Genomic DNA, 24185 nt, shown 5'->3' with positions numbered 1-24185 from the left:
CGGAGGCCGTTGCAGTCATTCGCACGGTGGGTAATTTCGCGTTGCGATGGTCGAAGCAGGGGGCGGGTTCTCATTGCAGATTGAGGTAGAAGAAGTAATTGCGATCACGCCGGCGGTCGCTGAGGCGTTCGCAGAACTGGTGAGGCAGCTGTCATCATCAGCCAGGATGCCTAGCAAGGGTGAACTTGAAGAGATTGTGGCTTCTCCGGCCACCATCGTCTTGGCCGCACGCGCCTCCGAGAAGATTGTCGGTATGCTCACTCTTGTGGTCTTCCGCATTCCCACAGGGGTGCGCGGAATCATCGAGGACGTAGTCGTCGACGAGGCTTATCGCGGACAAGGAATTGCCGAAGCCCTCACTCGCGAGGCGCTCGCTCGGTCAGGAGCCGCGGGAGCGAGGACCGTCGATCTGACTTCCCGCCCATCCAGAGAGGCTGCAAACCGACTTTACCAAAGGCTTGGATTTCAGAAACGCGACAGCAATGTCTACCGCTTCTCGCTTGGAAAAGAAGGGCAGTAACGTTGGGCATGCTCTTACCAGGCAGAACAAATGAATCAGCTGAAAACGAACACGCAAAATAGGTGTGCCGTAACGCGCCAGAAGCGCTTAGATGATGACGTTCGCACCAAGCAGCGACATATGATGGTTGCGCCGCTGGATCGCCTGATCCCGGGCTATAGCATGTCTTCGCGGTGCTTCAGCTAGGTATGCAGCTCAGGCGAGCGCCTGTCGCAGTCGGTCAGGCTCCTCGCCGACAGCCTAGCCAAAGGAGGTGAGTTTGGTGGATCCGGCTGATATCTATTTCGACCTTTTCAAGCGCAACATGGATACGAGACGCCTCATCATCCTCGCGGCGCTCGGTGCCGTTCTTGGATTCGGAGCCTGGTTGATCGAACGAGACCAGACTAAGGGTGAAATGCTGCGCCCGCTATGGCAGTTGTCCAGTTGGAGTTGGCCAGACTACCTTGTTCTTATCGGCCTAACGGCTGCCTTCGTTGTCAGCTGGAGCCTTTATTTTTTTATGTTGTCGAAAATTGATGCCGTAGTGATTGACACGCTTGCCGATCTGCAGGAATTGGCCGGCCTTTCCGCCGACCAGCATAAAGCCATAGGGAGGCGGTTAAATATTGAATCCAAATGGCTGCCTTTCGCACTATCTACCCTCATCTACCTGGGTATCGTGATTTTATAGGTTTTACTCCGGAAGGACCGTTCTAACAGGTGCAGGGCATTTTGGCCGCGGAGACGGTCTAATCAAAGGCGAATCCCGGGACCAGGCAGCAATATGAAATGACAACCTTCGATCTTCGCCGTCGGTTTGCCGCCGAAGCCTTGGGCACTGGCCTCCTGGTCGCAACGGTAGTCGGCTCCGGCATTATGGCCGAGACGCTGACGCCTGACACGGCGCTGGCGCTGCTCGGCAACACGCTGGCGACCGGCGCCATGCTGGTGGTGTTGATCACCATCCTCGGGCCGGTCTCCGGCGCGCATTTCAATCCCGCTGTCTCGCTGGTGTTCTGCCTCAACCGGACCCTGCCGGCCCGCGATCTTCCGGCCTATCTGCTGGCGCAACTCGTCGGCGGTGTCGCCGGCACGCTTGCGGCGCATCTCATGTTCGCCCTGCCGGTTCTGGAGGTCGCGACGAAACTACGTGCAGGCCCCGCGCAATGGTTCTCCGAAGCTGTAGCGACATTCGGGCTTGTGGCCGTCATTCTCGCCGGTCTTCGGTTCGAGCAAAAGGCCGTGCCGTGGCTGGTCGGCCTCTACATCACCGGCGCCTATTGGTTCACCGCCTCCACGTCCTTCGCCAATCCGGCCGTCGCGGTGGCGCGCTCGCTCACCAACACGTTTTCCGGCATCAGGCCGGTCGATCTGCCGGGCTTCGTCGTCGCCGAGCTGTTCGGGGCCCTGATCGGGCTGGCGCTGATGGGCTGGCTATTAAGCCCGAAATCATCGTGCAATCCCAGCCTCTGAAAGCAAAGCAAGGCCATGACGGTCACGATCTATCATAACCCCGCTTGCGGCACCTCGCGCAACACGCTCGCCATGATCTGCGCCAGCGGCGAAGACCCGGTCGTGATCGAGTATCTGAAGACGCCGCCGAGCCGCGAGCGGCTGCTGGAACTGATCGCAGCTATGGGCATCACCGCGCGCGCGCTTTTGCGGGAGAATGGAACGCCTTATGCCGAGCTTGGCCTTGAAGATCCGAATTGGAGCGACGACGAGCTGATCGATTTCATGCTCGCCCACCCCATCCTCATCAACCGGCCGATCGTCGAGGCGCCCAAGGGAACGAGGCTCTGCCGGCCTTCGGAGGCGGTGCTGCCGCTGCTCGACCATCCGGTTCGCGAATTCGTCAAAGAAGACGGTGAGAAGGTCGACTATACACCGCCCAAGTAGCGGTCGCGGTGCTCTCGCCCAGGTCGTCGTCGTTTTCCCAGTCGCACAGGCCAGCCATGGGCTCGTACCTGAAGACGGCTGTGGCAGCGTTCGTCTCTTGTAGCGACATCCATTTGCCTTGACGCCTTGACGCGCGTGCTGCCTGCCTTTGCAGGAGCGCTTCCTGTCGAGTTCCCTGCCGCGCGGGTAGGCGTTCCGGCGATCTGCCCTTGCAACGGTTTTTCTCAATCTTTGCCGCGATATCGGCCAGGCGCGCCGCCCGGTCAAACCCCGCCCGCACCACTCCCGCCGGGAAGAGGCGGGACCGTGTTAGGGCCTGACCGGCCGGCTCAATCGCCCGGCCCTGCTTCTCCGCGTCTTGAGAAAAACCCGACGCAAAAGGAGCAAGGTCATGTCGGACACCAACGAAACCCCGCGGCAGGACGTCTACAGCCGCATCACCAACCAGATCATCGAAGCCCTCGAGCAGGGCGTGAAACCCTGGACGCAGCCCTGGAGCGCCGCCCATGCCGCCGGCCACGTCTCCCGGCCGCTTCGCCACAACGGCCAGCCCTATGCCGGCATTAACGTCCTGACGCTCTGGGCGTCCGCGATGACCGGGCACTATGCCGCGCCGATCTGGATCACCTTCAAGCAGGCCATCGAGCTGGGCGGTCGTGTCCGCAAGGGCGAAAAGGGCTCTCCCGTGGTGTATGCCGACACCCTGCGGCGCACCGAGACCGACGAGGCCACCGGCGGTGAGGCCGAGCGCTTCATCCCGTTCCTGAAGGCCTACACGGTCTTCAATGTCGAGCAGGTCGACGATCTGCCCGCTCACTACTATGCCCGCGCCGAAAATGTCCGCAACCCGGATGAGCGAATTGCCCATGCCGAAGCCTTCTTCGCCGCGACGCGCGCGGACATCCGTCACGGCGGCGACTGCGCCTACTACAGCCCGGCTCTCGACTTTATCCAAATGCCCGCCTTCGAGGCCTTCCGGGATGCGCAGGCGTACTATGCAACAATTGCCCACGAATCGGCACATTGGACCCGGCACGCCACGCGCCTTGACCGTGATCTCGGCGGCAAGCGGTTCGGAGACGACGGCTATTCCCGTGAAGAGCTTGTCGCCGAGTTGGGCGCCGCGTTCCTTTGCGCCGACCTGGGGCTGCACCTCGAGGATCGCGACGACCACGCCGCCTATATCGGTCACTGGCTGTCCGTGCTGAAGGGGGACAAGCGGGCGATCTTCGCCGCCGCGGCACACGCGCAACGCGCCGCAGACTATCTGTCGCGTTTCAGCGCCTCCGAAGCAGCCGCCGCGTGAGCGGCGGCCTTCTGGAGCGACGCGATCAGATATGCGACAGCTGGCCGTCGCTGCCACGCCGAGTGCCTTGTTACGCCTCGGCGTGTGTATCGGCGCGCAAGAGGACATCGTCAAAAATAACGCCGGCCTCGTCGCTTATGGCTGACAGGGCGACTTGATAGCGTGCATACTCGCCGGGCGCGAATTCCACTCCGAAGCGGTCGACGACATCCTTTTGGGAAAGCCTGAAGCCGTAGGTGCGTAGTGACCGGCGCCCGTTGGTATCGCGCGCCGAGACCGCAACCACTTTCCAAAAGACAAGAGGATACTGCACGACGCCGGTCCCAAAATCCTCAGACGGATCGTTCGCGTCCAAGATCGGTCCCGCTATGATGCAGGCGCGCGTGTCACCGGTTTGCAAGTCGCGTTGAATGTGATTTTCGAAGCCGCCCCACAAGCCTTGAACTCCCGGCCACTGCTTTCCCGGTTGGGAGCGGTTGAAGGCGGCGTGCTGCGGCGTGCAATTTGAGAAGTGAAACGTGTCGGAATTGGCAAACTCGATTTCCGTTGGCGTATCACCCCAGGCATTGTCTTCCCGCCGCACGATATGGCCCCGGTCTATCTGTTTGGCGGGCGCGTAGATATCGGGATCACCCAACTGGTATTGCTGCGGGATTCGCGGGTCAAACACCCAACGATCTTGACCGAAGAAGGCGCGGCCGCTGGAGGTCTTTTTCGATGGATCGTAATCGACATTAACCGCTGACCACATCTGCATTCGCCGGGAAGCGTTCATTGCCAGGCTGAAGTGATGGTACTTGAGCACGACGGTCTGGCCATTTTCCTTATACATCTCCTGGTCCCGCTCCTGCGAAATGCGAGGCAACGGCACGGTGATATCGTTTTCGAGGAAATCAGGGTTATAGCCTTCTCGATCGTCGTAATTGGGGTCGAAGCGAAGTGCTTTCTCGAGCGCCTCGTCTCTCGCGATCTCGGCCGTCGCCTGGGGAAGCTGTGATGCCGGCACGGCGCTACCAACGAAAATCGTCACTGGTCCAGAAAAATTCATGGTAACGCCGCCCATCACGTTTCCTTTCGTGTTTGCGATTTTGGAGGGATCAGGTAGAAGCAGCGCTTCTGGCGCGCGAGGCGTCGCCAGCTTCGCGACCTCATCGGTAGGATCGGTCGTGTTGGCAAGCAATTCGTCCAGAAGATGCTTGGAGGCGGGCGTGGTCGGCACAAGCCCCCCGAAGGCCTTGACCAATGCGCTTATCCGCACACCCTCGTTAGCGATCCAGTCTATGCCGTCGTCTGGTTGCCCAGGTGACCACGCAGAGCCGTCCTTGTTGAGGATCGTGTTGCCACGCATTTTGGGGATGGAGGCGTGGTGCAAACCGACGACCTCCCACATCTCCGAATAGCAGGCGGAGCCCGATGATCCTTCCTCGGTGTCGGTCTCGTAGCGGAGGAAACCGTCGTCCCGCAGCTCAAGCAGCCGGCAATTCTGCATCGCATAGCGTTTTGGCCCGCCGTCAGGATATTCGATCATCCGGATCGGCATTCCAGGCAGGATCTTTGACCGCGATCCATTGATCGCCAGGAAGTTGACAGAGGAGAGAAGCTCGCCGGTGATCGCCTTCGGCTTCACCGCGACGAGCGCGAAATCGAGATCCTCGGCTGAGAAGAAAAGGGCGTCCGGATCAAACTCGAAAATGATGCCACGGGCCACACCCGATGCCGTCTCATCATGAAGAAAGTTGGCGCCGGTTCCTCGTACCGAGCCGGGATCCGGAAATACGTGCCAGTTGGTCAGAAGAACGTTAGGGGAGACCATGAGCCCGGTCGCAAACCCGACCGGATCGACCTTCGGATCGACATTGGCCACGATGCGCGCGACCGGCCGGCCGGCGGCTCGGGCAGCATCGTCTGGCGGCAAGGTGTACCAGTCCAGGGTAGGGCCCATCTTCCGCTCGACGAACACCGGAAGACGGCCTTGTGCCCTCAGATCGCTCGCCTGATCAAAGCTCGAACGGCGAGCGTCGTAGCGCGCCTTTTCCGCTGGCGTCACTTGCGTCGTCGCAGGCGTTGGCGGCTGCGCTTTCCATCTTTTTGCAGCCGCAATCATTACCGCGCGGCGGCGCTCGTCGAACAAATTAGTCGCGGCCATGGTGGTTCCTCCCTCCAAGGAATAAGGCAAGTCGATAGAACTCTGTTTGACGATAGCAATTGAGAGATTGGACTTAAAACGATTAGCGTTCAAACGCTGTATGTTTAAGCGGCTAACAACTTCCACTCGACGGCCTTTCGGCTCACGCTGCTGATCGGGAAATTTCTTTCAAAAACCCCAGACTCCTCTTACATCACTATGCAACAAAGAGTAATGTGCGGTCAATGTGAAGAATAGTGTTCTCAACGAAGTTCCTAGGGCGGGATCGCTTGTTCAGTTGTCTTTGGCGGCAGGCGCTGCGGCGCCGGCCTGCGCCTAGGGGACCTGAAGATCATTCGATACGTAGAGATCGCAAAGCGGTGACTCTCAGCGCCACCGCTTCAGCAGGTGCAGAGCATTCTTGGGGAGACGTCCATGACAGCGCATACCGGACCGGACACGAAGTTGCGTGTCGCTCACTTTGCCGCCGCCGCTCGCCGGTTCGTTCCGGTCCTTCTCATCTTGCTTAGCGTTTCGGGCTGCAAAAAAAATCTGTTCGAGGCGCCACCCCATGGTGGCACTGCAGATGTGCCGCCGGCACCCGTGACGGACAGCGTGCTCACCCTGGTGGCGCAAATCCCGTATGAGACGCTAGTGCAAGCAGCGCAATCGAAGATACCGCAATCCGTTCCGGTGCAAGGAGACGGTCACATCGGATGTGTCGGTATTCCTCATATTGATCCAGGACGCTTGGGACATCATACCGAGTGCAAATGGGTCGGTGTCCGTGTCTGTGTTGAAGTGCCAGACGTTACCGCTCCCAGTATTGGCACTACGAACCAATGCGCCGACTATCATTGGCACGCTGATATCAAAACGGATGGCCCGCTTGTCGTGGCCCAGGCGGGCAATGGCGTTCATGTCGAACAGCCGCTGTTTGTCACCGGTCAGGCCGGCGTCGGCGGCGACCTCGCCAACCTGCTTTCGCTTTCCGGAAAGAACTTCGAGGCTCGGCTGGTCCCTGGCCTCGATCTGCAGCTCGATATGAACGATAAGTGGTGCCCCGTGCTCGCGGGAACCCCAACCGGCAGATGGGTGAGCAGTGCTTCGGTGGAGGTCGTGGGCAAAAACTGCCTCGGCTTTGATTTTGGAAACCTGGGGCACCCCCAAGTCTGCGCAGGGCCGATCAATCTGGGACTGGCCGACGTGTTGAACGGCCAGATCAATGACCACCGTTCCAAGATACAGGATGCCATCGCCAAAGCTCTGCCCTGTGACGCACTTCGGTCAAAGGTTGAGGCCCAATGGCACGCCATTTCGATCAAGATCGAGCGAGCGGACAGCACGCCCGTCTATCTCAACATCGTGCCGACAGCGGCGAGCTTTTCGGGCCTGGTCGGTGAAGCGCAAGGCATGAAGATGACCGTGCGTGTCGCGGCAAAGACCAGTCTTGCCGCAGAACCAGTTGCCACGCAGTCCCAGCCTCTGCCGCCATTGGGCAAAACATCAGCCGATCGAAGTCAGGCTGATATCACCCTGCAAGCAACTGCACCCTATGGATTGCTGTTGGCCGAGCTGTCAAAGAACCTTAAGGGTCGCGATTTCCAGCAGCAGACGCCCGCAGGCGCCATCGATGTCAAGATCGACGATGTTGATCTCTATCCTAGCGCTGGCTCCGTCGTGGTTGGCTTGAAGGTACGGGCAAAGCTGCCGGGTAAGTTCCTGAATACGACCGGCTGGGTTTACCTCTCAGGGCTACCCCGCGTCGAGAGAACTGGAACAGCGATCTCGATCAGTGAATTGCATTTCGCGACGGTCCTGGACAACGCCTTCTGGAAGGCAGCTCAATCCCTATTTGCAACCCAGATCCTCGCAGATTTAGAGGCTCATTCGAAAGTCGATCTCAACAAGCAGATCAACGACGCGTCCGATGAGATATTGAAGGCCGTTCACAACACCAACGTTCCGGGATTGAAGATTTCCGCTGACACTCCGTCGATTGAACTTCTCGACATCACTGTCGGGCCGAAAAATCTGATTGCCCGTGCCCGCCTCAAAATGAATTTCGATATGGCGCTATCGGCCGATCTAGTAGGTCAGTAGCCCGTCTGCCGAACGAGACGTGGCCACCCATAACGATCAAGAGGTGCAAATGACGCAATCGCAGCTTGGCAAGGTTTGGTTTGTGGTCAGTGCGCTCCTTCTCTATTACGCCCTGAATTCTTGGGTGGTAGCGCAAGGCGGGGAAGAGATATTCGGTGCAAAGCTGGTCATGAAGGCGAGGGTGCCTGCAGTAATGATCGCAATCCCGATATGTTCAATTTTGCTCGCACTAACCTCACTCGTTGGACGCGTCTATTCCCTACGCGCCGGCTCGAAATGGCATGAGCGAATACCGGTTGTCGGCTTCGACGGGATCGATACGGGCTCGCGTGAAGGCCGCGTCTATCAAGGTGCCATGATTACGGTCTTCTCCCTGCTGCCGGCGATTGCGCTGGTCTATTTCTGGTGTACGTTTCTCTCCGCGACGGTAATGCTGAACGACGGCAAGAAGGATCCAGGCGCCAGCGTTTGGGATTGGTCGCAGCTCCGGACGCTAAACGATCCGGCTCGTATCTGCACTGAATTTCACAAGGAGCTGGCCGATCCGTGTATCGGCAATGCGACCGTGCTGCCGGGCCTTGAGCCAACAATCTTCGGCGCGCTAACCCTAGCGGCCATTGTCGCACTCGCGATGCACTGGCGTGCGGTGGTGACGGGCCAGCCGCATGAGCCCTCATCGATCACGACCCATGGCAAGTAAGTTAGGCGGCAAGTCTTCGCGCTGCTACCGAGCGGCAGCTAGATGGGGTTACCGGCCTCTCGCGCCGTTATCAGCGGACGCAACTGTCAGTCAGTCACAAGCGTGAAAGCTTACGGCCCAGCAAGTTCACGCGGCAGGGGGCACAGGTTCGAATCCTGTACCGCCCGCCATATTTTCAAAGGTCCGTTCCGGACACATAGGTTACGGTTTATGCCGGAGACATAGTGTAGCGCGCAAAATCAGTTGGCACCTCCGCGCAATTTCGATTGGCACCAACTTCGCGCCCGTTTTTGCCCTTAATTTCACGCCATGGCAGGCTTTGGGACGTGGCGGCCAGAGCCGGCTTTCTAACCGCCTTTCGGCCCCCTGCCCCCTCGGAACTGGCGTTTGCCGGATGGTTGTGTTCGGCGAATTACGTTACAATGGCCCTATGACCACGATCAACAAGATGGCCGGCGAGTGGCTTTTCTCGCATAGGGATGTGACGGGGGACGCCAGAATCTGGGCGGCTCGCGGGTTCGTCGCCTCTGTCGTAAAGCAGTTGGCAGATAATCGCGGAGTGACATACAAATTCGCCGCTGACCGCCTGCCGGTTACCTTCGCGAGGCCTGAGTTCGAGGAGCTATGCCCGAACATGACTAGGATCATGTCCATCGCAGCCAAAGGTAAGGCGGTCACTGGCAACATGCTTCGCAATTGGCTGCGAGAGTGCGACCTTCCAGACCCATCGAGCATCGGTTTCAAGGAGTGGCTGACTGCTCGCGAGATTGCCGCTCTGTCGCGTGCCGGAGAGCTTCCGGGAATGCCCACTTCAGTGGCGGCTGTTGAACGATTGATGGCTAAACTTTCAGCCTCCAGTCCTCACCTTTCTCGGCGGCGCGCGACCGCCTAAAGAGAGTCCCAACGTCTTGCTACCAACTCGCGAAATTATCCAATAAAATCAATGCTAGGCTTGATAACCACCAAGCTATCAACTCTTAGGACTTTTCCCAGATTGCCATTTTGATAGACGGCTTCTGCGCCAAATTTCTCTTTTTTCAACAGAACTTAGCCTGTTTTGCGCTCTGCCGGCCCCGCCGTCAACATTTGCCGGCCACGCCAAATTTTAAGCCGATTTGATGCCAAATGAAGTTGCGTTTGTGCGTAATTTTATTTCGCGGCTCTTCAAGCTCTCCGGTCTGTCCGCGTCTCGTAAGCTATTGTTTCTTCTCGCATTCTTGGTGAAACAGGCGGCCTGTCACGGCAAATCAAACCAAATCTCGCAGTTGCCATCCGATCTTGCGTGTTACAACTTTCATGTGACCGGATAGGCTCCGGTCGAATTGCCGCCGCCTGAGGGGTATCCGCAGGAAAGGGTAGTGCGTTCGAGTCGCGCCGGCAGCACGCAGTTTACAAGGAAGTTAGATCGACCCGGAGCCAATCTCATTGACGCCATTTCACTTTCATGTCACCGCAAAACCAAGCCTATACCGGCCACCCAAACCTTACCCGATCGCTGGTCACAACGTGTTGCCAGCCATTTGTAGTTCTTTTGACAACAATAAGTTAAGCTCCGACGATGTGGAACCAAATAGATTTTAGAAAGATTCGCGCCCATGGCGGTGGTCAAGACAAAGGATTTGAAGAGCTGCTTTGTCAACTTGCGACCCTTGAGCCGCGCGACCCGGGGGCCGTCTTTTATCGCAAAGGAATTGGAGCCGACGGGGGCGTAGAATGCTTTTTGCGCAACAGCGACGGCGCCGAGACCGGCTGGCAGGCGAAGTACTTCTTTGAGTTGGGTAGTTCGCAACTCGGACAACTCAACAAGTCCATCAAGCAGGCGCTGGAAAAGCATCCGAAGCTGAACCGTTTCATCGTGGGGCTTCCATTCGACCTTCGAGACTCCCGAATAGCCAAGCAGCAAACGGAACTGCAACGATGGGAAGGTTGGGTGCAACGCTGGAAACGCGAAGCGAAAAAGGCATCCCGATCGCTTGAAATCGAACTTTGGGCAGCCAACTCCCTGACCGAACGCTTGAGTCGTAAAACGCCTCAATACGCCGGCCGGTTGGCATTCTGGTTCGATGCGACGGTTCTCACACCGGATTGGTTCAAAGAGAGATTTGCCGACGCCAGAGAAGGCCTCGGAGCTCGTTACGTCCCAGAAACCAACATCGAGCTGCCCATTCGTCGGACCATTCAGGGCTTTTGCCGCGACCCGGCGATGATGGAAGAACTGGAAGCCTGGTCAGGCAAGGTCAACGAATTCGGATATCGATCCCTAGAGGCGCTGAAGCGGCTCGACGAGAAGGGCTTGCAGCCCGTTGCGGCCGATCAGCTGGCGGCGACGATGCGCGACTTACTTGGCATCTTGGCGGGAACGTCGGCGGACCCTGACTACATCTTTCCTGTCACGGAGATCCTGGCCGCCGCCGGGGTAATGCGAAAGGAAAGCGCGAACTGTGAGTATGCGCTGTGGGACCAGGAGCGCTCCAACGCGAGGGGGCGCGACAGCGTTCAATATGCTGCAAACAGCCTACGCCGGCTGTCCGATGTGCTTGAGGACATTGCTGATGCGCTGAATAGCGACCGTTGGCAAATCGCAAACAGTCGTCGCTTGCTCGTTTACGGGGATGCTGGCGTTGGCAAGTCCCATCTCTTCGGGGATGTTGTGGAGCATCAGGTTGGTCGGGAATGGCCTGCTGTGCTTATACTGGGCGGGACGTTAATCGAAGACGATCCCTGGTCCCAGATCATTGATGCTCTCCACCTCCAGGGTATTTCTACGGAAACGCTCCTTGGAGCACTTGATGCGGCGGGACAAGCAGCGGGTACCCGCGCTGTCATTTTCGTTGACGCAATAAACGAGCGGCATGGAATCGATCTCTGGGCCGTCCGGCTGCCATTGTTCCTCAGGTCGATCGAGCCGTTTCCGCATGTTGCCATCGCCCTGTCGTGCAGATCGACCTATTTGCGGTACATCATTCCAGATGATCGACCTATCAGCGGCCTCTCGCGTGTCGAACAAGTGGGTTTTGCCGGCAACCTAAATGCGGCCAACGAATATCTCGACCGGCGCGGCATCATAAGGGTAGCGGCCCCAAACCTCATCCCAGAGTTTTACAATCCGCTCTTTCTGAAAACCTGCTGCGATTTCCTCGAGCGGGAAGGGCAGCGTGAGCTACCCCGCGGCCTCACTGGTGTTACGTCGATTTTCGAGTTCTACAGCCAGGCGATCGCGAGAACTATCGAAGGGCGTTTGAAACTCGATCGCACTCGACGCATTGTTTCCCAGGCGCTGCAACAGCTCGCCGGTGCTTTTGATGAAGGCTATCGGGGCTATGCCGACGTTTCGACCGCCAACGCCATACTCGACAAACTGCTTCCGCCAGATGGGACGGTCGATCGAAGCCTTTTGGCTCAACTCGAAAGCGAAGGGGTGTTGGCGATTGAGCCTACAACTGACGAGGATGGGGCAGTCACAGAGGTTGTGCGATTTACGTTCGAGCGATTCAGCGATCACAGGATCGCCACCCTTTTGCTCGACTCCCATCTTGACAAAGAGAACCCGCCGAAGTCGTTTGAGCCCGGTTCGGTCATGCACGAGTGCATTCTTGGCGACAAAGCATATGAGCGCGCGGGAGTGGTGGAAGCGCTTGCGGTTCAACTGCCCGAGCGTTGCGGTCAAGAACTGCCCGATTTGGTACCTACCCCCGGTTTCAATGGCTGGCTTGTGCACGATGCGTTTGAGAAGAGTGTCCTTTGGCGCGATCAAAAATGCTTCACCCGGCGCACGCTCCAACTGCTAGAACGAAATTCGCAAGGCGATCGGCACCAGGTATTGCGGACGTTGGTGGCGATTTCGACCGAGCCGGACAATCAGTTCAATGTGCGGTTTCTTCACGAACGGCTCATGAAATTGACAATGCCGGAGCGCGACAGCAGCTGGTCGCTGTTCCTTGTCGACGAAGGGGAGGGCGATGGCAGTCCGGTCGAAACCCTTATCGCCTGGTCGCTGCGCAACGGTCTAAATGCCATTGAAGATAGTCGTGCCGAACTAGCAGCAATTGCCCTGAGTTGGACGTTTTCTACCAGCCATCGGGCTGTTCGCGACAGCGCAACCAAATCGCTGTCGGCGTTGCTTGCGCCCAGGCTCAAAATCGCTGCAAACCTGATCCGCAGGTTCCGTCACGTCGATGACCCCTATGTCTTGGACAGGGTCCTTGCTTCTGCCTACGGGGGCGCGCTTCAGGGCCTCCATAATTCGGGCCTGGCCGAACTGGCCCATGCGACGTACGAATCCATATTCGAGGACGGCCGGCCGCCAGTGCATGTTCTTACGCGCGACTATGCGCGCGGCATCATTGAATTGGCGATTGCACGCAATGCCCTCCCTGCCGGCGTGGATCTTGCAAAGGTAAGGCCTCCGTACCAAAGCGAATGGCCGCTTGAACCCGTTTCCGAGGCACAAATCGAGACCTACACAGACGAGTATCAAAGTGGTCGCTATAGGGACAGCATCGTCAGCTCCACCGTCAACGACGGGGATTTTGCCCGCCATGTTTCTGATCACGCCGTTGGCAACTGGACTGCGCTGGGCATTGAATGGGTGGGATTCACTCGGGAACAAACCTTCACGAGGTGGCGGGATGGGTTGGTGTCCAAGCACGCGGGGGGCGACAAGCTGCTTGATGATTTGCTCGCGGCTGCCGCCGCGTTGCGGCAAGCCTATGAGCGGCTCGGGTCGCCAATATTCAGCTTCGAGCTCGTTGAGACAGGGAAGAGGGCGCGGAAGAGCAAGGACAAACTCTCGCCCGAATTGGCCAAGCTTGAAAAAAGGCTAGATCGCGCCGAGCAGAAGCTGCATTCAGTCATGAGCGATGCTGAGTGGCATGACTATCAACTTCTTGGCCAAGCCCATGTACACGCCGACATGCCTTGGCGCCGGCGTCTTTACGAATGGCCTCCTCGCCTTAACAGGGCGGCTATGCGGCGTTGGATATGCAAAAGGGCCCACGATCTTGGCTGGACGCCGGAGCGTTTCGGCAAGGTCGATCGCAATCTCGGTGGCGACAGACACGATCACCGCGTCGAGCGAATTGGCAAAAAATACCAGTGGATCGCGCTCCACCAGCTCGTGGCGCAGTTGGCTGATCATCTGGCCTTCAAGGAACATTTTGATGATCTGATCGGCATCTTCGACGGCCCATGGCAGGCCCTCAGCCGCGAAATGGACCCCTCCCTCCTTGCGACGAATTCGCATGGGGACCAATGGCGGCAGTGGGATCGAACTTGGTGGATGCCGGCGGTTGTTAAGCTCCGACCCATGGAGCCGGCTGCACGGCTGCTTTGGCTCGATAGCCCCGACGACCTAGTCAGTGACGAAGCTCTCATCAGAGTGATGGATCCAAAAACCGGGCGAAAATGGTTTGTGATTGAAGAATTTGCGATCTGGAATCAGTACGGCGTACGGCAAGGGGACAGGCGCATCGAGCGCAAAACCTGGTTTCATTTGCAATGCATCTTAACGAAGGTTGCCGACCTCGACACCCTAGTTGACAGCCTCTCGGACAAATCACTGAATCAACGGGATCTGCCAAAGATCGAAATGCCTTTCCGAGGCTATCTCGGCGAGTATCCCTGGCATCCCGTTTATTCGGATATCGTTTCCTGGATGCCCGCTGGGGGCCGGAATGGGTTGCCTGTTACGACCCAAGCGCTGGTAACGAACTACCTTGCTGAACGCAGCGGACACGACTACTCGATCGAGGAGACTTTCGACTTCGACCTGCCGAGCCCCGGCTTGATTAAAGGCCTTAATCTGCATCTATCGAATGGCAAGGAGCTGACCTATTCCGACGACGAAGGGATCGTTCGATTTTTCGACCCTTCGACACAGGAGCTCGGTCCCAGCGCTGCATTGGTCGACCACGATGCATTTTTAGGCTTCCTGAAACGAGAAGGGCTTGCCGCGGTTTGGGTCATCAATGGAGAAAAGGGCGTCCATGGCGGCAAGCACGACCTCGGATATGGCGGGGAACGTACAATCACCTCTGTGTATTGGCTGGCTGGCAACCAATTTCAGAGGCGAGATCATTTTGATGGGCATAAAGCAACGCCTGAACAGGTTGCGGATCTGTTGAAGGAGTAGCCTCGCCCGTGCCGCTAAACCAGGAGGGCCAGCTTTCCGGCGTCCAGAGGCAGAGAAGGCGGACGTTGAATTGGCTCGCGCACACCGGCCAAAATGGCAAACAGCAGGATCTTGTCATGAATCAGTCAGAGATACCAACCGAGCAACTGGCCACCACTTAGGACTCTTAGATGAGATTCTTGTGAAAAGCAGTGTGCCGGCAGGATAAAGGGGCGATCCGGTTAAGGCGCACCTGTGAAGAACGGCTCTTGCGAGTTGATTAACTGACGCATTTTGAAGCGTCGCACTATTTTTTGAGCGGAATTCACAGGTAGAACAGCGAGAAGAGGTTCCGCTCCGCTTGCAACTTGGTATATAAGAGTTGGGCGGGGGGTGCGAATGCAAATTGAATTTGTAGAGATTTCCAATTTCCGGAAGTTAATTTCGACGCGAGTCGGTTTATCGAGGAAAGCCACGGTGTTTGTTGGTGCCAACAACAGTGGCAAAACGTCGGCGATCACCGCTCTCAGATACTTTCTTGTCCAGCGAGAGCGGGCAAATTTCACTTTCAATGATTTTACGCTCAGCCATTGGCCTGCCATCAATGCGATGGGTCTGGCTTGGGAGGAGGCGTTTCTGGCGCAGGCGGCCATACCCGATCCAGATTGGGACACGGTGCTTCCGTCAGTGGACATCTGGCTCGATGTCCCCGAGAACGAAGTGCACTATGTGCAGCCGCTTTTGCCGACGTTGGAATGGGCCGCCGGCCGACTGGGCGTTCGTGTCCGCTATGAGCCAAGCGACGCTAAACAACTGCAGATGGATTTTGTTGCGGCGCGTGCCGAAGTGTTGTCCCTACAACAAGCTGCAGCTGCCGCAGATGCCGGAGCGGCCTCGTTCGAGGTGAAGCTGTGGCCGGAGAACCTGGTCGAATTTCTTCAAAGGCGCCTGGCCAACTATTTTACACACCGCTATTACGTATTGGACCCCGCTGCGATAAGCGCCCCTGTGCACGGGGTGGCTCGGCCCCAAGCGCTCAATGGCAATGAACCCATCGAGGGCGACCCTTTCAAAGGACTTATTCGAATTGACGAGATAAGCGCTCAGCGGGGCTTTGGAAACGGCGACGACGGCTTCGACGACGATAAGACCAGCACGAACTCGGGTTCTCGAAAGCTGTCCACACAGCTTCGCCAATATTACGCACAGCACTTGGATCCGTATGAGCAGCCAGACGCCAGAGACTTGCATGCATTGCGCGCTATCGAACAGGCCCAACAGGCCTTTGACGGCCGCCTGACCGATGGCTTCGAAAGCCCCCTCAAGGAGATGCACAAACTAGGATATCCGGGCGTTACTGATCCGAGGTTGGCGATATCCACCCGTTTGCGGCCGGTAGAGGGGCTCAATCATGAGGCCGCCGTACGCTTCGAAATTCCAGTTCACGATGGGCAAAAGCACGTCAATCTTCATCTACCGGAAGATTCAAACGGATTAGGCTATCAGAATCTCATCTCCATGGTGTTTCGCCTTATGGCGTTTCGCGACAGCTGGATGAAGGTCGGAAAGGCAAAGGCAAAAGCGGGCGACGACGCCGTTATCGCGCCCCTCCATTTGGTTCTAATCGAGGAACCGGAGGTGCATCTACACACCCAGGTCCAACAAGTGTTTATCCGTCAGGCCTACAAGATCTTGCGGAATCATGGCGAGCTGGGGGACCATAAGCATTTCCGCACACAAATGGTACTTAGCACTCATTCAAGCCACATTGCGCATGAGTGCGAGTTTGACTCGCTTCGCTATTTTCGCCGCCTGCCCGGAGATGCGACCAGTATCCCCACTTCATGTGTCGTGAATCTTAACGACGCCTTTGGCGATGACGCCGAGACGAAACGGTTCGTTACACGCTACCTAAGGGTAACCCACTGCGATCTCCTCTTTGCAGATGCAGCCATCTTCATCGAGGGGCCAGCCGAGCGTATTCTCGTCCCGCATTTTGTGAATGAGCATCCGGAGTTCGCCAAACTATCCGAAAGCTACATCACGTGGCTCGAAATCGGCGGCAGCCATGCGCATCGCATGAGATCCTTAGTCGAGAAGATCGGTCTTACCACGCTAGTCATCACTGATATCGACTCTTGCGATGCTGAGGGCAAAGCAGCGGTGCCCGTTAGGGGCCAAAATTACACCACTCGCAATCAGACGCTACGAAGTTGGTGCCCCGCCGTCGCTCAGCTCGACCAGCTTTTGGATACACCGGAGACCGAAAAGATCAAAACCTATGTAGACGAACGCTTTGCGGTGCGCGTGGCCTACCAATGCCCCGTGCAAATCGAGTTCAAAGGCGCTGTAACAGAGGCGTTGGCCTATACCCTCGAAGATTCGATCGTCTATGAAAACCTAGCACTTTTCGCCGGACTCGAGGGTACGGGCTTGATAGCAAAGTTCCGCCAAGCCATCTCCGAAAGTGCAGATAGCGCTGCATTGGGAGCTGCCCTCAAAGAGCAATTGAAAGGGGGCAATAAGGCGGAGTTTGCGCTGGACCTGCTCGAGCTTGAGGACCCGATCGCACTTGCTTCGCCAACTTACATCCGCCTTGGCCTCTCATGGCTTGCGCAGCAACTCGAACACAAACAGGTCGAACTCGGTATCGTAAGGGCGGTTGAAAATCCCAACCCGGCGCCAGCCGACGATAATCCTGGGATGGCGGCATGACTCTGATCCGGCCAAATTCCAACGTAGGCATGGACGATCATGTGGATGGCACGATCGCTGAAGCCCTGCGGTTGGATGACCCCAAAAGCTTTTTCCTTTTTGCTGGGGCAGGGTCCGGTAAGACCCGGACGTTGGTTAATGCGCTTACGCACATTCGCGAAACTTTCCGCGATAGGCTTCGCTTGCGGGGCCGTCAGGTTGCCGTCATCACATATACCAACGCCGCGTGTGACGAGATCATTCGGCGCACTCAGTACGACCCGCTCTTCGTTGTTCGGACCATACACAGCTTTGCTTGGCAGCAGATCCAAGGGCTTAATAGCGACATACGTGTCTGGCTGCGGGAGGCCCTCCAGCGGCAGATAGCAGACCTTCAAGAAGAAGAGAGAAGAGGTCGGCCGGGAACCAAGGCTTCCATATCTCGGCTTGCTCAGATCGAGTCCAAAGGACGGCGCTTAGAACGGCTAGGTCAGATTAAGGCGTTCACCTACAATCCAAACGGCGACAATCGCGAGCGAAATGCGCTCAACCACGCCGAGGTGATAAACATCTTCTCCTCATTCCTTCAGACCAAGCCGCTCATGCAGCGGCTCTTGGTCGAGAAGTTCCCCTTCATCCTTATTGACGAAAGCCAAGACACGCACGGATCCCTGGTAGATGCGCTGTTGAGCGTTCAGCAGGCGCACAAAGCGCGATTCAGTCTTGGGCTTATCGGCGACACGATGCAGCGCATCTACGCCGATGGAAAAGATCGGATGGAGGACGAAATCCCTGCCGGGTGGGCAATCCCGGCGAAGAAACTCAATCATCGCTGTCCGAAACGCATCGTGCGGCTGATCAATCAAGTTCGCTCGGCGGCGGACCAGCATATACAGGAGCCGCGCGACGACGCCATCGAGGGGTGGGTTCGATTCTTCGTGTTTCCAGCGGATACCGCAGATAAACCTGCTCTTGAGCAGAAAGTCCGGAACCACATGGCAGACATCACTGCGGACGAGCTGTGGAAGGAGATCGATCAATGCAAAATCCTGACGCTTGAACACCATATGGCGGCGCGTCGGATGGGTTTTGAAAGATTGTTCGAAGCGTTAGCTATTGATGAGTTCCGCACCAGCTTTCTTGATGGCACTTTCGGTCCCACCCGACTTTTCACGCACAGCGTGCTCCCATTGGTTCACGCGCAGCGAAGGGGGGACAAGTTTGCCACGACAAGAATCGTACGAGAATTGTCCCCGCTGCTGAGCAAGGACCGCCTAAAGACGTCAGAGAAGCCGGCGGAACAACTGGGTACGGCACAGACGGCAATTAATCAGCTAATGGGACTGTGGAACGCAGGAGAACCATCTTGTGGCCAGGTTCTGGAGAGCATTGCTGAGACAAACCTATTTGAGATCCCTGACAGACTGAAAGCAGCTTTAGCGGCGCGAATGACTCCAGCGGACAACGCAAGGGCGGAAGACGAAAGGGCCGACCCACCCACCGAGGGTCTTCAGGCGCTCCTCGAATTCCTTGAATGCCCATTTTCGATGATTGAGCCCTACGCCGCCTATGTTGCGCACGAAGCGTCGTACGACACACATCAAGGCGTTAAAGGGCTCGAATTCGATCGCGTGATGGTCCTAATGGATGACAGTGAAGCGCGGGGCTTCATGTTTGGTTATGACAAGCTGCTCGGGGCAAAGGCCCCGACGCCGAACGATGTAAGGAGTCAGCAGGAAGGCCGGGACAATTCAATCGAGCGAACGAGGCGTCTTTTTTATGTAACGTGCAGCCGAGCCAGAAGGAGTTTGGCGTTGGTTGCATATACGGAAAACCCCGCAGCGGTTCAGGCGCATGTGTTGGCTAACGGTTGGTTTGATCCAGATGAGGTGGCGCGTGCTGTTCCAGGTTAGCACGGGCTCGATCTTCGCTGTCTGCGATACCCTCGGATGGTAAGACGGGTACCCTCTGCTTGTGGAGCGGCCAGACGCCGATCCGATAATCCCGGCCGCCTTGCGCAGCTCTGGCTATCTTGATTTGTGGCGGATGGACATTGAGACGCGCCCGTGGCGCTACGAACTGGACCTTATCGGTCAGAAGGTCGCCTCCGATGCGCTGCGGGACTATTGTATTGGCACAGTCGAGGAAGCCTACACCGGCTGGCTACGGTTTGCAGTCAACCTCATTCAATTGGAGGCTCTAAACCGGGACCATCCGCGCGAGTCCCTCCGGTTGGAGATAAACCTCTATAAGACCCTTGTTCAGACGGACCAGCTGCGTCGGGAAGTAGCTTACGCTTGGCTGTCTGAGCACCATCCATCCGATCTGAAAGAGCATATGGAGCAGATCGTGCCCCACAGCCCTCATTGGTATTCGATCGTTGAACGCGTCGAGCCCACCCTGGCCACTCTGTCACGGTACGCCGTAGGAGCGGAGGGAAAGACGCACGTCTGCTCGTCTTGCGGCGATCAGCCGGTCATGGATTACCGGCTGGTCAACCGTGCCGAGACTATGCCGGGAGTGCCATCCCTGCGTCCTGCGTCTTTGCGAGGATTGCATTGAAATCCGATGCGGTATGGGCAACGTACTCGTCCCGTTTCTGCGCGAAACTCCCTGAGACATCGACTTTATCTTTTACACAAACCCTTGCACACCCAAAACAAAAATGCCAAATATCACTGTACAAACAAGACGATGCGAGAAGGCTATTCGGTCTCCAAAACCGCAGGTCGTAGGTTCGAGCCCTGCTGCCCGTGCCATTTTCCAAGATGGCATCACAACGATTTTTGCGGGCTGCCTTTGAAAATCGGCGACCCGCTTGCCATATTAGCCCGATTGGGGCATAAGGGCGCCATAGCCGGGACGGAACGACTGGATGGTTCCGAGGCGGCGTTTGGTCATAAAGCGGACACTTGCCACTTGCGTGGATCAAGAATCGGTTTTATGTAGATGGAACAGACACGCGACGCGTGAAGCTGGGAAGCCGGCTTTACGCGTCTGATTTGCATGGGCGAAATGATTGCGCTGATTCGGCGCGAGGTTGGGCTCAGGCGGCACGTCCCGGTCAGCGGGATCATCCAGGGGGCCCGGCCAACGGGTCTTGAAGACAGGCGGCATATGGCTTCGAAAACCACAAATCCTTTCGTCTTTCTCCAGCAGGTGCGCGCGGAGACAGCCAAGGTGACTTGGCCGTCGCGCCGCGAGACGATGATCTCGACGGTCATGGTCCTGGCTTTTGCTGTGATCGCGATGATCTTCTTCTTCACCGCCGATCAGCTCATGGGCCTCGCGGTCGAGCAGATTCTGGGCATTGGACGCTAAGTCCGGCGATTACGGAGAAGTCGTAAAAATGGCTACGCGCTGGTACATCGTCCACGCCTATTCGAACTTCGAGAAGAAGGTCGCCGAGGACATCGAGAACAAGGCCAAGCAGAAGGGCCTGTCTGCCGATATCGAGCAGATCGTGGTGCCGACCGAGAAGGTCGTCGAGGTTCGTCGCGGCCGCAAGGTCGACGCCGAGCGCAAGTTCTTCCCGGGCTATGTGCTCCTGAAGGCCAACCTGACCGACGCCGTGTTCTCGCTGGTCAAGAACACGCCGAAGGTCACCGGTTTCCTCGGGGACTCCAAGCCGGTGCCGATCACCGAGGCGGAAGCGCAGCGCATCCTGAACCAGGTGCAGGAAGGCGTCGAGCGGCCGAAGCCCTCGGTCACCTTCGAGATCGGCGAGGCGATCCGCGTTTCGGATGGTCCCTTCGCGTCGTTCAACGGTTTCGTCCAGGAAGTGGACGAGGAGCGGGCACGGCTCAAGGTGGAAGTTTCGATCTTCGGGCGCGCCGTGCCTGTCGATCTGGAATTCGGACAGGTCGAAAAGGGCTGATCCGAAATCCCTGGCGTCGGTTCGGCGGTCAGGGGAGGCGGCGCGGAAGCGCGTGGCCTGAGAACGGTGGGAGGCGAAGGCGGCTTTAGCCGGCCGCAAGAACCGCACCACCAGACTGCAACCGCCGGTGTTTCCCATAGTGGGGCCGGCATAGACAAAGGCAGGAAAAGAGATGGCTAAGAAAATTGCAGGCCAGCTCAAGCTCCAGGTCTCCGCGGGATCGGCTACGCCGTCGCCCCCGATCGGCCCGGCGCTTGGTCAGCGCGGCATCAACATCATGGAGTTCTGCAAGGCGTTCAACGCGCAGACCCAGGAAATGGAAAAGGGATCGCCGGTTCCGGTCGTCATCACCTATTACCAGGACAAGTCGTTCACCTTCGTCATGAAGACGCCGCCGGTGAGCTATTTCCTGAAGAAGGCCGCGAACCTGAAGTCGGGCTCGAAGGAGCCGGGCAAGGTCAAGGCCGGCACCGTTTCGCGCGACAAGGTTCGCGAAATCGCGACTGCCAAGATGAAGGATCTGAACGCGAACGACGTCGAAGCGGCCATGCGTATGGTCGAGGGCTCCGCCCGCTCGATGGGTCTGGAAGTGGTGGCCTGAGATCATGGCAAAGATTGCAAAGCGTGTATCGAAGACCCGTGAAGGCATCGATCCCAACAAGGCTTACGCGCTCGCTGACGCGCTAAAGCTGCTCAAGGATCGCTCCTCGGTGAAGTTCGACGAGACCGTCGAAGTCGCCATGAACCTCGGCGTCGACCCGCGTCATGCCGACCAGATGGTCCGCGGCGTGGTCAACCTGCCAAACGGTACCGGCCGCTCGGTCCGCGTCGCCGTGTTCGCCCGTGGTGACAAGGCTGAAGAGGCCAAGGCCGCCGGCGCCGACATCGTCGGTGCCGAGGATCTGGTCGACATCGTCCAGAAGGGCACGATCGATTTCGATCGCTGCATCGCCACGCCGGACATGATGCCGCTCGTCGGCCGCCTCGGTAAGGTGCTCGGCCCGCGCGGCATGATGCCGAACCCGAAGGTCGGCACCGTCACCACCGATGTCGCCGCGGCCGTCAAGGCCTCCAAGGGTGGCGCGGTCGAGTTCCGCGTCGAGAAGGCCGGCATCGTTCATGCCGGCGTCGGCAAGGTCTCGTTCGACGTCAAGGCGCTGGAAGAGAACATCCGTGCCTTCGCCGATGCGGTGACCAAGGCAAAGCCGGCTGGCGCCAAGGGCAACTACGTCAAGAAGGTGTCTGTCACCTCGACGATGGGCCCGGGCCTCAAGCTCGACGTCTCGACGCTCGCCGCGTCCTGATTAGACCATTTGGATCGGCCTCGCGAAGGCTGATCCGTGACTGAATTCCGGGCCTTGGATTTATCCTGGGCCCGGTACCGGAAGCCGGAAGGCTTCCGGACATCCTGTCCGAGATTGCGGGCGGCCCGAGTCTTGATTCAAGAGGAGGGCCTTAATTCATGTCGGCCTGCATGAGACGGGTGAAAACCGGACAACGGAGCGACAAGCTCCAATGAAAGGTTCGAACCGTGTTTGCCTTTTGTCTGCGCATCGCCGGCTTGACCGTCGATGTGGCGAAAGGGGGCAGGATCCTCGAGCGTCGTTCGGGAGATCCGTTACTGGATGGCCCGGCCGGCAAAAAGGCAACCCGACGCCTGTCCTCGCAAATGGGAATGTTCCCATTGACGGGGCAGGGGTCAACTGGAGATAGGCAGTGGACAGAGCGGAAAAACGCGAACTCGTCACGGGCCTGAATGATGCGTTTTCGGGCGCAGGTTCAGTCGTCGTGGCCCACTATGCCGGTATCACCGTCGCGCAAATGAACGACCTTCGGTCGAAAATGCGCGCCGCCGGTGGCACCGTTAAAGTCGCGAAGAACCGTCTCGCCAAAATCGCTCTTCAGGGCACGGACTCCGCATCGATCATCGACCTGTTCAAGGGACAGACGCTGATCGCCTATTCGGAGGATCCGATTGCGGCGCCGAAGGTCGCGTCCGATTTCGCCAAGGGGAATGACAAGCTCGTCATTCTCGGCGGCGCAATGGGCACCACCTCGCTCAACGCCGACGGTGTGAAGGCACTCGCCACACTTCCGTCGCTCGATGAGCTGCGCGCCAGGTTGGTTGGCATGATCGCCACGCCGGCAACCCGGATCGCCCAGATCGTCAATGCGCCAGCGGCCTCGGTCGCGCGCGTCATCGGCGCTTACGCCCGGAAGGACGAGGCGGCATGAGGCCGTTCCTCGCTATCAAAAACACACGTTCGAACCTAACGAAGGAATACAACAATGGCTGATCTCGCAAAGATCGTAGACGACCTTTCGAAGCTGACCGTCCTCGAGGCGGCTGAGCTGTCGAAGCTTCTGGAAGAAAAGTGGGGCGTTTCGGCTGCTGCTCCGGTCGCGGTTGCCGCTGCTGGCGGCGCTGCTGCTGCTGCTGCCCCCGTCGAGGAAAAGACGGAATTCGACGTCGTCCTCACCGACGCCGGCGCTCAGAAGATCAACGTCATCAAGGAAGTCCGCGCCATCACCGGTCTTGGCCTCAAGGAAGCCAAGGACCTGGTCGAAGCGGCTCCGAAGCCGGTCAAGGAAGGCGTTTCCAAGGCCGACGCCGACAAGTTCAAGGCCCAGCTGGAAGCAGCCGGCGCCAAGGTCGACCTGAAGTAAGCGTAAAAGCGGCGGGCGGCCTCGCGCCGTCCGCCACTCCCTTGGGTGACCAGGGGAGGTTGCGTGACGCGAGATGTACGAAAACCTCTTTCCTGAGGGCCGTAAACCGGCCTTCAGGAAACGGGTTTTCTCCCGTTTTAGCCGGTAGCCGCCAAGTAATTGGAAAAGGCGGCCGGAGAACAGACAGAGAGCCGCCGGCCAGG

The 24185-nt window shown here is 58.0% G+C and carries 19 protein-coding genes; 18 read left to right on the top strand and 1 reads right to left on the bottom strand.

All coding sequences use genetic code 11. The features are described from left to right. Positions 1–73: 73 nt before the first annotated feature. The 5 genes from EN804_RS02005 to EN804_RS01985 all read left to right on the top strand — a co-directional run bounded on the left by EN804_RS02005 (position 74) and on the right by EN804_RS01985 (position 3707). Positions 74–520: a GNAT family N-acetyltransferase gene (locus tag EN804_RS02005; RefSeq protein ID WP_246693341.1), complete on the top strand. Its 447-nt coding sequence runs from the start codon at positions 74–76 to the stop codon at positions 518–520. A gap of 262 nt (positions 521–782) precedes the next feature. Continuing rightward, positions 783–1193, top strand: coding sequence for a hypothetical protein (locus tag EN804_RS02000; protein WP_135918584.1), 411 nt, complete (start codon positions 783–785; stop codon positions 1191–1193). A gap of 98 nt (positions 1194–1291) precedes the next feature. Next, on the top strand, positions 1292–1975 hold the full coding sequence (locus EN804_RS01995; protein WP_135918583.1) for an MIP/aquaporin family protein: 684 nt from the start codon (positions 1292–1294) through the stop codon (positions 1973–1975). A gap of 15 nt (positions 1976–1990) precedes the next feature. Then, the gene (gene arsC, locus EN804_RS01990) at positions 1991–2401 is read left to right on the top strand and encodes an arsenate reductase (glutaredoxin) (RefSeq protein ID WP_135918582.1); all 411 of its coding nucleotides are present in this window, start codon (positions 1991–1993) and stop codon (positions 2399–2401) included. 391 nt (positions 2402–2792) lie between these two features. Continuing rightward, positions 2793–3707, top strand: a complete 915-nt coding sequence (locus EN804_RS01985) for a zincin-like metallopeptidase domain-containing protein (RefSeq protein ID WP_135918581.1) — start codon at positions 2793–2795, stop codon at positions 3705–3707. 70 nt (positions 3708–3777) lie between these two features. Here EN804_RS01985 and EN804_RS01980 read toward each other — a convergent pair whose 3' ends face one another. Beyond that, positions 3778–5853 (bottom strand): DNA/RNA non-specific endonuclease, encoded by a 2076-nt coding sequence (locus EN804_RS01980; RefSeq protein ID WP_135918580.1) that lies wholly within the window; start codon positions 5851–5853, stop codon positions 3778–3780. A 414-nt stretch (positions 5854–6267) separates the two neighbouring features. Here EN804_RS01980 and EN804_RS01975 point away from each other — a divergent pair, with 414 nt between their 5' ends. The 13 genes from EN804_RS01975 to rplL all read left to right on the top strand — a co-directional run bounded on the left by EN804_RS01975 (position 6268) and on the right by rplL (position 23982). Further along, entirely contained in the window at positions 6268–7935 is a 1668-nt protein-coding gene (locus EN804_RS01975; protein ID WP_135918579.1) for a DUF4403 family protein, read from the top strand. A gap of 49 nt (positions 7936–7984) precedes the next feature. Then, positions 7985–8635: a hypothetical protein gene (locus EN804_RS01970; RefSeq protein ID WP_135918578.1), complete on the top strand. Its 651-nt coding sequence runs from the start codon at positions 7985–7987 to the stop codon at positions 8633–8635. Between the two features lie 430 nt (positions 8636–9065). After that, a complete protein-coding gene (locus tag EN804_RS01965) occupies positions 9066–9527 on the top strand; it encodes a hypothetical protein (RefSeq protein ID WP_135918577.1) in 462 nt (153 codons plus the stop codon). Between the two features lie 666 nt (positions 9528–10193). After that, positions 10194–14765, top strand: a complete 4572-nt coding sequence (locus EN804_RS01960; RefSeq protein WP_135918576.1) for an ATP-binding protein — start codon at positions 10194–10196, stop codon at positions 14763–14765. 378 nt (positions 14766–15143) lie between these two features. Further along, a complete protein-coding gene (locus EN804_RS01955) occupies positions 15144–17459 on the top strand; it encodes an AAA family ATPase (RefSeq protein WP_135918575.1) in 2316 nt (771 codons plus the stop codon). Further along, positions 17456–19351, top strand: a complete 1896-nt coding sequence (locus tag EN804_RS01950; protein WP_135918574.1) for a UvrD-helicase domain-containing protein — start codon at positions 17456–17458, stop codon at positions 19349–19351. Before EN804_RS01955 ends, EN804_RS01950 begins: the two co-directional genes overlap by 4 nt. A gap of 133 nt (positions 19352–19484) precedes the next feature. Next, on the top strand, positions 19485–20000 hold the full coding sequence (locus EN804_RS01945; RefSeq protein WP_135918573.1) for a hypothetical protein: 516 nt from the start codon (positions 19485–19487) through the stop codon (positions 19998–20000). 555 nt (positions 20001–20555) lie between these two features. Beyond that, positions 20556–20759 carry a preprotein translocase subunit SecE gene (gene secE, locus EN804_RS01940; protein ID WP_013531408.1) on the top strand — a complete coding sequence of 68 codons (204 nt, stop codon included), beginning with the start codon at positions 20556–20558 and terminating at the stop codon, positions 20757–20759. Positions 20760–20787: 28 nt separating this feature from the next. Further along, on the top strand, positions 20788–21315 hold the full coding sequence (gene nusG / locus EN804_RS01935; RefSeq protein WP_015317996.1) for a transcription termination/antitermination protein NusG: 528 nt from the start codon (positions 20788–20790) through the stop codon (positions 21313–21315). A 172-nt stretch (positions 21316–21487) separates the two neighbouring features. Beyond that, positions 21488–21916, top strand: a complete 429-nt coding sequence (gene rplK, locus EN804_RS01930) for a 50S ribosomal protein L11 (RefSeq protein WP_135918572.1) — start codon at positions 21488–21490, stop codon at positions 21914–21916. Between the two features lie 4 nt (positions 21917–21920). Continuing rightward, the gene (rplA, locus tag EN804_RS01925; protein WP_127279517.1) at positions 21921–22619 is read left to right on the top strand and encodes a 50S ribosomal protein L1; all 699 of its coding nucleotides are present in this window, start codon (positions 21921–21923) and stop codon (positions 22617–22619) included. Between the two features lie 412 nt (positions 22620–23031). Next, positions 23032–23550 (top strand): 50S ribosomal protein L10, encoded by a 519-nt coding sequence (gene rplJ / locus EN804_RS01920; protein ID WP_027146631.1) that lies wholly within the window; start codon positions 23032–23034, stop codon positions 23548–23550. A 54-nt stretch (positions 23551–23604) separates the two neighbouring features. Continuing rightward, entirely contained in the window at positions 23605–23982 is a 378-nt protein-coding gene (gene rplL / locus EN804_RS01915) for a 50S ribosomal protein L7/L12 (RefSeq protein WP_006202136.1), read from the top strand. Positions 23983–24185 lie beyond the last annotated feature (203 nt).

It is taken from the genome of Mesorhizobium sp. M8A.F.Ca.ET.161.01.1.1 (genome assembly GCF_004792105.1).
In the GTDB taxonomy this organism is placed as follows: domain Bacteria; phylum Pseudomonadota; class Alphaproteobacteria; order Rhizobiales; family Rhizobiaceae; genus Mesorhizobium.
The sequence above is the reverse complement of the archived record's forward strand: the minus strand, read 5'-3'. Positions and strand labels throughout refer to the sequence as shown.